This window comes from Priestia sp. 179-F W1.4 NHS, assembly GCF_045369295.1.
GTDB classification, from domain to species: domain Bacteria; phylum Bacillota; class Bacilli; order Bacillales; family Bacillaceae_H; genus Priestia; species Priestia zanthoxyli.
In genome coordinates this window covers 362,499-370,901 of the sequence record NZ_JBIQFF010000004.1, presented here as the reverse complement: position 1 = coordinate 370,901, position 8,403 = coordinate 362,499, and the positions used below count along the sequence as shown (strand labels likewise).

Sequence of the window (8,403 nt, the reverse complement as noted above, 5' to 3'; positions counted from 1 at the left end):
TTAGGCACGCCGCCAGCGTTCATCCTGAGCCAGGATCAAACTCTCCGAAGAAATGTTTGACTTGCTCATTTAAAAAATAAAAATTAACGTTGACGTTTGTCGCTTTGTTCAGTTTTCAAAGTTCAACCGCCGCTCTTAAGCGACTTTACCATCATAACAAGTTGCAATCTAGTTGTCAACAAGTTTTTTATTTGTTTATCACTTCGATGTTTGCTTTAGCAGTTCATCTTAGCGACATTTAATAATATACCATGCCTTCTTTTATTGTGCAATAGTTTTTCGATATATTTTTAAAAACTATTTTCTTGTACACGAAACGTTAGCCAATTAATAGATACTAGCATATCTAGACCTAAGCTAGCATAATGTCTATTAAATCATTATCCGCCAAGGAGGCGTTCACTTGGATACCTTAATTGCAGCTGCACTCTATTTGTCCTTTTGTATGTCTATTCTCTTAATTTCACTTGCTTATTGGGAATCAATTCAAATGTCTAATAAAGAAGGCAAAGTCAACGGCCTTTCATTTATTTCACTTTCAACATTCAGCATAATTTTTTGTTTGTTTACTTCATATTTTTATACCATTCTTTATTAACATGATGTTACGTTGTCTTCTTATAATAAGGAGACATTTCTTTATTTTATTACAATATTCGCATTCGGTATACTTACTTATTGAAATCAATACGATAAACTCAGCTCCCCCCTTCTTCATACGTGCGATGGACAGTGAAGGAATTTGTCGAATGATTTTTTGGAACACTTTCTTTAAATTTGATAAACTACTTTTAGAAAACGCTTTCATATATACTTTAACATTATTCAAGGAGGAAACCAAATGAAACCATTGCTTGAAGTAACGGTTGGAGAACTTTTAAAAGAAAGTACAAAAAAGTTTGGGCATCAAGAAGCGGTTATCTACTCTGAACAAAATATTCGCTATACGTACGCAGAGTTTTATCAAGAAACCTCTCGAGTTGCAAAGGCACTTCTAGCCACCGGTCTCAAAAAAGGCGATCATATCGCTATCTGGGCTACAAATGTGCCGGAATGGTTACTTCTGCAATTCGCAGCAGCTAGAATAGGCGCTGTTTTGGTTACCCTTAATACAAGCTACCAATCCTCTGAATTAGAGTATGTATTGAGGCATTCTGATACAGCAGCGCTATTTTTCATTGATGAATTTAAAAGCACTTCTTATACGTCTATTATCACCGGTATTGAACATAATCTTCCCAATCTAAAACATCTTATAAACTTAAGTGAATCAAGCGAACATACTTCTTGGAACGAGTTCTTAATGAGTAGCTCAATGGTATCGGATGAGGTGCTCGATAAGTATGAGCAATCCCTACATATCCATGAAGTTATCAATATGCAATATACTTCCGGAACAACAGGTTTTCCAAAAGGAGTTATGCTAAGTCACCATAATATAGTAAATAACGGCTTTTTAGTTGCTCAGTCTATGAAACTGACTAACGAAGACCGCTTATGCATCCCAGTTCCTTTCTTTCATTGTTTTGGATGTGTACTGGGCGTTCTAGCATGCGTATCCGTAGGTGCTACTATGCTACCGATTATTGAATTTCAGCCTTCCTCTGTTTTACGCACCGTAGAGAAAGAAAAATGTACAGCGCTTCACGGTGTACCAACTATGTTTATTGCGGAATTAAATGCACTTGAGTTTAATCAATATGACTTATCTACTCTTCGCACAGGAATCATGGCTGGTTCTAATTGTCCAGCAGAAGTAATGAAACGAGTCATAAATGACATGGGTATCAGCGAAATTACCATCGCCTATGGTCAAACCGAAACATCTCCTGTAATCACCCAAACAACCCCAACTGATTCTATCGAGCGGCGAGTACAAACGGTTGGCAAAGTACATGATCATGTACAGATTCAAATTATTAATCCAATTACAGGTAAACAAGCTTCTTTTGGAGAACAAGGAGAACTTTGTGCAAAAGGATATTTAACAATGAAAGGATATTACAAAATGCCGGAAGAAACAGAAAAAACAATTGTAGAGGGCTGGCTACATACAGGAGATTTAGCTACCATCGATAAAGATGGCTATGTAAAAATTACAGGACGTCTAAAAGATATGATTATTAGAGGTGGAGAAAACATTTACCCAAGAGAAATTGAAGAGTTTTTATATAGATTACCCGAGGTAGAAGATGTGCAAATTGTCGGTATTCCTGATCCAAAGTATGGAGAACGAGTTGCTGCATGCATTAAACTCAAGCAAGATTCTTTTCTTACCGCTCAAGAAATCAAAGACTTTTGCAAAGGTAAGCTTGCTCATTTCAAAATTCCCGAACATATTTATTTTATAGACGACTTTCCCATGACGGCATCCGGCAAGATTCAAAAATATAAATTAAAAGAAACGATCGTAGCGCTTTATAAATAATCAGATTTTTTCGAATTTCACCTGTCATTATGAAGAAAAGTTTACTATACTGATACATATCTGTTTTTCTTCTTTCATACAGATATAAACAACAATGTCTATTGAAATAGGTGAAAATAATGGAAAATGAAATGTTGCTCAAATTAGGTATTTCTGCTGTACTTGGTCTTATTATTGGAATTGAAAGGGAACTAAAACGAAAGCCTGTTGGTTTAAAAACATCTCTCGTAATTTCCATTATTAGCTGTTTACTCACGATTGTTTCGATTGAGTCTTCTCAAATTTTTAATAAAGGTGATCATATCACAATGGACCCGCTTCGTCTGGCTGCTCAAATTGTTTCTGGAATTGGTTTTTTAGGAGCGGGTGTTATTTTACGAAAAGAAAATGACAGCATCTCTGGGCTTACAACAGCCGCTATTATCTGGGGGGCAGCAGGTATAGGTATTGCTGTAGGTGCAGGGTTTTATCCCGAAGCTATTACCGGAGTTGTACTGCTCATCATCAGCGTTGAACTTCTCCCTTTCCTTATTACTATTCTAGGGCCTAGGCAACTGCGCGAGAAAGAACTTATTCTTCAACTTAAGCTGGCTGATAAGCACAATATTTTTGATACAACTAACAGCATTAGAGAAAAGAATATTACAATAAAAAATATTCGAATCAAAGATTTAGACACCAATGAATTATATATACGTATGAAAGTGTCAGTTAATAATCAGCGTCCTACTACAGAAGTGTATTACGAGATTCAAAAAATCAGCGGTATTCGTAGTATTGAAGTTGAAAATGTATAAATAAAAAACGGCCAATTGGCCGTTTTTTTATTTATATTTTTCAATCTGTTGTAAAAATTCCCTCTGTTTTACTAGAGACAGCCGGTATTGATCATCGATAATTTCTGTTAACAACTCATGTTTACGGCTCTTTGACACATTCAATCTGTGGATAAGAACTCTGCATTCGTACAAAAACTGTGTATACTGTGTGTAACTCTCATCATAATTCGAAGATAATTCTTCTTTTATTCGTTTTGTCAACAAAGGACTAGCGCCATCTGTGGATATTGCTAGCGATAATCTCCCTCTAGAAAACTGTGCAGGAATTTGAATATTTCCATCGGAAAAACCGCTGGCCATATTAACCAACTGATCATTTTTAATATGCTGCTTAACGAACTTATTCACAGCTTTATCATTTGTAGCTACAACAATAAAAAAAACATTAAGTAAGTCTTCTTCTCCTACTTTTTTTCTTTTTACACACAGCTGATTCTTAGCTTCCCACTCATTTATTTCAGCTGAAACAGTTGGAGCAACCACTGTAATGGCTGCTCCTTCTTGTAAAAAACCTTTAATTCTACGAGTTGCGATTGTTCCGCCTCCAACTACTAAGACCGAACGATCCTTTAAATCAAGCATAACGGTATACATCGTATTGATTTCCTCTGCTCGATAATAACGTTTTTACTTGATAACTTAAAATGTGTGCAAGTCCATCATGATAACCTAGGTAGTTTGCTAAGATAAACTGCTGGTCATCTGTTGATAACTGCTCCAACTCTTCCTTAATTTCGTTCATTAAAATACCGGTAAACAAAAGGTACGGGAGAACGAATACTTGCTTATACGAAGTTTGTTTAGCAAGGTGCAGGCCTTCTTTTAAATTAGGGGCAGCGGCAGCTAAATAGCATGTGCTCACTTCTTTAAAAGCTCCTTTACCTTTTAGCAGTTGAGCTATTTCGTTAAAATCTTTTTTTACAGCAGGATCACTGCTTCCTCTGCCCACCAGCAATACCATCGAATCTTCATGCTTATCCACATTGGTTTCATTGATTCTCTCTACTAAGATATCAACAATTCGTTCGTCTACGCCGAACGGTTCTCCGTACAGTACTTCTACTTGTGGATAGCGTTCATATACTTTGTGTATTTCTTCAGGTATATCATGTTTTGCATGGGCAGCTGTTAATAACAGCAGCGGCACAATGGCAATACGAGTAGCACCTTGTTCAATACACGCTTCAAATCCTTGTTCAATAGTAGGGTAAGCTAGCTCTAGGAAACAAACTTCTTGAATCGGTACATCTAGATTTTTTTTACATCTTTCAATAAAAGCAACTGCCTGATCAGCGCCTTCTTTTACGCGGCTGCCATGGCAAACATATAAAACTGCATCCATATAATCAACCTCTTTAGTAAGCTTCTTGTGCATACGAATAGTAATGCTGTCCAGTCTTCTCAAACCAATTCAATCGGTCATGAAAATTTACAACTTCACCAACGATAATCATACTGGGATTTTCAATTTGTTCTTCTTTAACAATATCAACAATTGTACCAAGAGTTCCAGTTACAGTGCGCTGGTCCGCACATGTGCCCCAGTGAATCAATGCAATTGGCGTAGCTGAGGTTTTTCCATGTTCCATTAACTGTTGGCAAATGTACGGTAAATTCCTCACTCCCATATAAATGGCAAGAGTATCTACACCTTTGGCTAGGCTATCCCATTTGATTGCATCATGCTCGCTGTCTTTACGGTGTCCTGCTACAAAAGCAAAGCTTGCGCTGTATTCCCGGTGAGTGACAGGGATTCCTGCATAAGCAGCAGCTGCGATACCTGATGTAATTCCTGGAACAATTTCAAATGAAATGCCCTGTTGCACGAGAGCTTCTGCTTCTTCCCCTCCGCGTCCGAAAACAAATGGATCTCCGCCTTTTAAGCGCGTTACAATTTTCCCCTTTTTAGCGAATTTCACTAAAAAGTTATTGATTGTTTCTTGCTTGAGGGTATGGTAGTTTGGAAGCTTTCCGCAGTAAATAATATCAGCATCACTTTTAGCATACTCCAGCAGGTCCTTATTCACTAAACGATCATATAAGATAACATCTGCTTGCTGAATTGCTTTCAACCCTTTTAATGTAATTAAATCTGGATCTCCTGGTCCTGCACCGACTAGATATACTTTCCCCATGAATGCCTTTCACCCTTCCATCATTTCCACGTCTCCGCAGCGCTCCCAAATTTTAATTTGAATTAGAACAGCGGACAAAGTCCGCTGTCATTTAGATGAATTTTCGGTTAGATAAATATTCAATAACAGTTTGTACACATTCTTCTACAGACTGTGTGCTTGTATTAATTGTTACTTCAGGATTAGCAGGTGACTCATAGGGAGAATCAATTCCTGTAAAATCACGGATTTCTCCGCTTCTTGCTTTTTTGTAAAGGCCTTTTGGATCTCTTTTTTCACATTCTTCTAACGGACACTCTACGTATACTTCCAAAAATTCATTCTCCTCTAAGATCTCACGCACTTGAGCGCGATCTTCTTGGAATGGAGAGATAAATGCTGTTAGTACCACTTGACCGCTGTCTACGAACAGCTTAGAAACCTCACCGATACGGCGAATATTTTCTGTACGATCTTCAGCAGAAAACCCTAAATTCTTGTTTAAGCCAAAACGAACATTGTCACCATCTAATACGTAATTGCGAATATTTTTATCAAAAAGCGCTTTTGCCACTGCGTTTGCTACGGTAGATTTACCTGAACCCGAAAGGCCCGTAAACCACAATACAAAACTGTGATGATTATTTTGCTCACGTCTTTCCTGTTTTGTAATTCCAGCATCATGCCACGTAATGTTTGTTGATTTACTCACTTCAACCGCTCCTTATTTTGAAGATACTTTTTGTTTTGCTAATCCCTTAATTAACACTTCAATTACTTCTTTACGGCTGAATGTGCTTGGTGGCACTTCTCCGTTACGAAGCATTTCACGTACCTTGGTACCAGATAGAATCATATGATCTTCCTTGCTGTGAGGGCATGTTTTCGTTGATGCCATCGCTTCACACTTCTTGCAGTAGAAGCTGTGTTCAAAAAATAAAGGTGTAATTCCTAATTCATCTGCCGTAAAGTTACTGAAGATTTTTTGTGCATCATATGTTCCGTAGTAGTCACCAACACCAGCGTGGTCACGGCCTACAATGAAATGCGTGCATCCAAAGTTTTTTCGAACCATTGCATGGAAAATAGCTTCTCTAGGTCCAGCATAGCGCATTGCAGCAGGGAAAACTGCCAAAGCTACACGATCGCTAGGATAATAGTTCTCTAAAAGTACTTCATAACTTTCCATACGGATATCTGCTGGGATATCATCTGACTTTGTTTCTCCTACAAGTGGATTTAAAAACAGGCCGTCTACAATTTCTAATGCTGTTTTTTGAATATACTCATGCGCACGGTGAACAGGGTTACGAGTTTGGAATCCAACAACCGTTTTCCAACCGCGCTCTTCAAATGCTGCTCTTGTTTCAGTTGGATCTAGGTAATACTTTTCAAAACGCGTTTTAGGTGTACGTTCTACAAGTACGATTGGACCTGCTACATATACATTTGGGCGTTCCATCATTTTCTTCACACCAGGGTGGGCAAGTTCTGCTGTGCGATACACATTTTCCGCTTCTTTTTCTTTATTTGGCGTATATATTTCAGAAACTTCTAAAACACCATATGTCACACCGCTTTGAACTAGTTTTACTTTGTCGCCAATGTTTAATTCTTTAGCCTGCTCTTCTGTTACGGGAAGAGTAATAGGAATACTCCATACAGTTCCATCTGCTAGACGCATATTTTCAACAACTGATTGATAATCTTTTTCTCCTAAAAACCCCGTAATTGGGCTATAAGCACCAATTCCAATTAGTTCTAAATCGCTTAGAGCCATGTTGTCTACTTCAATTTCTTTTGTTAGTGACGTGTAGTCATATGTTGGTTGATATAAATTAATTAATTCTCCACCGTGTGCTTGAATTGTTGTCATTTTGTAAAATCCTCCTTAAGTAATTAACACAATATAATAAAAAGCACTTGAATTACGCAGTCATTTTTTCTTTTTCCGACTGCAGGCTTGCTCTTTTTCTTCTAGTCGTTCTAGCTAAGCTTAGAATACCTCCTGTAGCAATACATCCACTAGCTAGCACCACAAATGAATATAAGTCGCTTTCAAGTACTAATTTCACAAGAACATATGAGATTACGAGTGAAAATACAGGGGATACCACCCAAACCTTTAACATTTGAGTGACCACTTCTCGCTGTTCTTTCGTAAATCCCGTTTTCGCTGCGCCTATTCCAATAATAGAAGACGTAGTGACCTGTGTAAGCGGTACTGGCAAACCAAACAGTGAAGCGACTGTAACAAGAGAAGCACCAGTACCCGAGATAATACAGCCTTCTCCTACAGAATAGCGAGTAATTTTTTTTCCGTTTGTTTCAATAACTCGGCCTCCTAGTAAAAGAGCTCCGAGCGCCACCGCCAATCCTCCTGCTATGACACCCGTTGTAGCATCCATTAATCCAGCTCCTACTAGAGGACCGACAGCATTTGCCACATTGTTCATTCCAGCTGAGAAGGCTTCAAAGAATCCCGTTGCAATAACTAAAATCGTTAAAACTCTTTTCCACTTTCCCTCTGCTTCTTTTTTATGCGCTCTGCGCTTTATCACTTTCCCAATCAAAAAAGCAATAACAAATGAAACTAGTGGAACAATAATCCAAAAAGACATGACAATTAAAAGTTTTTCTACATACAGAGATTGATAAGCTACCCCTACTCCAACAACTGAGCCAACTGTTACTTCACTTGTTGATAAAGGGATACCAATCAAATTCGCGAAAAAGAGTGACAGCGTTGCAGCAGCCAGAATGATAATAACTAATTCTACTGACAGCAGTTTTTCAGGTATGATACCTGAACTGATGGTTTTTACCACCTCACCGCCTCCGGTAACAGCTCCGAGCACAATTCCTACAGCACAGATGAACAGGGCCACTCTTCGCTTTTTAATTGCACCGGAGCCGTATGAAACGCCCATAGCAGCTGCTGCACCGCTTGCCCCAATATTCATTGCAAAAAAAAGCGCAATGATAAAGGCAACATATAAAAGCATCATTTATTCAGCTCTTT

Annotated in this window: 9 protein-coding genes; 3 read left to right on the top strand and 6 right to left on the bottom strand. The window is 38.2% G+C overall.

From position 1 onward, the window contains the following. Positions 1-403 precede the first annotated feature (403 nt). From ACH0CI_RS20450 to ACH0CI_RS20440, 3 genes are all read left to right on the top strand, one after another. The gene (locus tag ACH0CI_RS20450) at positions 404-598 is read left to right on the top strand and encodes a hypothetical protein (protein WP_033580480.1); all 195 of its coding nucleotides are present in this window, start codon (positions 404-406) and stop codon (positions 596-598) included. A 243-nt stretch (positions 599-841) separates the two neighbouring features. Then, positions 842-2,428, top strand: coding sequence for an AMP-binding protein (locus ACH0CI_RS20445; protein ID WP_033580479.1), 1,587 nt, complete (start codon positions 842-844; stop codon positions 2,426-2,428). 119 nt (positions 2,429-2,547) lie between these two features. After that, positions 2,548-3,225, top strand: coding sequence for an MgtC/SapB family protein (locus tag ACH0CI_RS20440; protein ID WP_013059577.1), 678 nt, complete (start codon positions 2,548-2,550; stop codon positions 3,223-3,225). Between the two features lie 27 nt (positions 3,226-3,252). On the opposite strand, the gene ACH0CI_RS20435 is transcribed toward ACH0CI_RS20440, so the two are convergent. The 6 genes from ACH0CI_RS20435 to ACH0CI_RS20410 form a co-directional block, all read right to left on the bottom strand. Continuing rightward, on the bottom strand, positions 3,253-3,861 hold the full coding sequence (locus ACH0CI_RS20435) for an NAD(P)-binding protein (protein WP_047749626.1): 609 nt from the start codon (positions 3,859-3,861) through the stop codon (positions 3,253-3,255). Further along, the gene (locus tag ACH0CI_RS20430) at positions 3,842-4,609 is read right to left on the bottom strand and encodes a sirohydrochlorin chelatase (protein WP_335387971.1); all 768 of its coding nucleotides are present in this window, start codon (positions 4,607-4,609) and stop codon (positions 3,842-3,844) included. The genes ACH0CI_RS20435 and ACH0CI_RS20430 overlap by 20 nt, the downstream gene beginning before the upstream one ends. A 13-nt stretch (positions 4,610-4,622) precedes the next feature. Continuing rightward, positions 4,623-5,402: a uroporphyrinogen-III C-methyltransferase gene (gene cobA, locus ACH0CI_RS20425; RefSeq protein ID WP_033580477.1), complete on the bottom strand. Its 780-nt coding sequence runs from the start codon at positions 5,400-5,402 to the stop codon at positions 4,623-4,625. A 91-nt stretch (positions 5,403-5,493) separates the two neighbouring features. After that, positions 5,494-6,093, bottom strand: coding sequence for an adenylyl-sulfate kinase (cysC, locus tag ACH0CI_RS20420; RefSeq protein WP_406902156.1), 600 nt, complete (start codon positions 6,091-6,093; stop codon positions 5,494-5,496). Between the two features lie 12 nt (positions 6,094-6,105). Then, entirely contained in the window at positions 6,106-7,257 is a 1,152-nt protein-coding gene (gene sat / locus ACH0CI_RS20415) for a sulfate adenylyltransferase (RefSeq protein WP_406902155.1), read from the bottom strand. Between the two features lie 52 nt (positions 7,258-7,309). After that, a complete protein-coding gene (locus ACH0CI_RS20410) occupies positions 7,310-8,389 on the bottom strand; it encodes a sulfate permease (RefSeq protein WP_406902154.1) in 1,080 nt (359 codons plus the stop codon). Positions 8,390-8,403 lie beyond the last annotated feature (14 nt).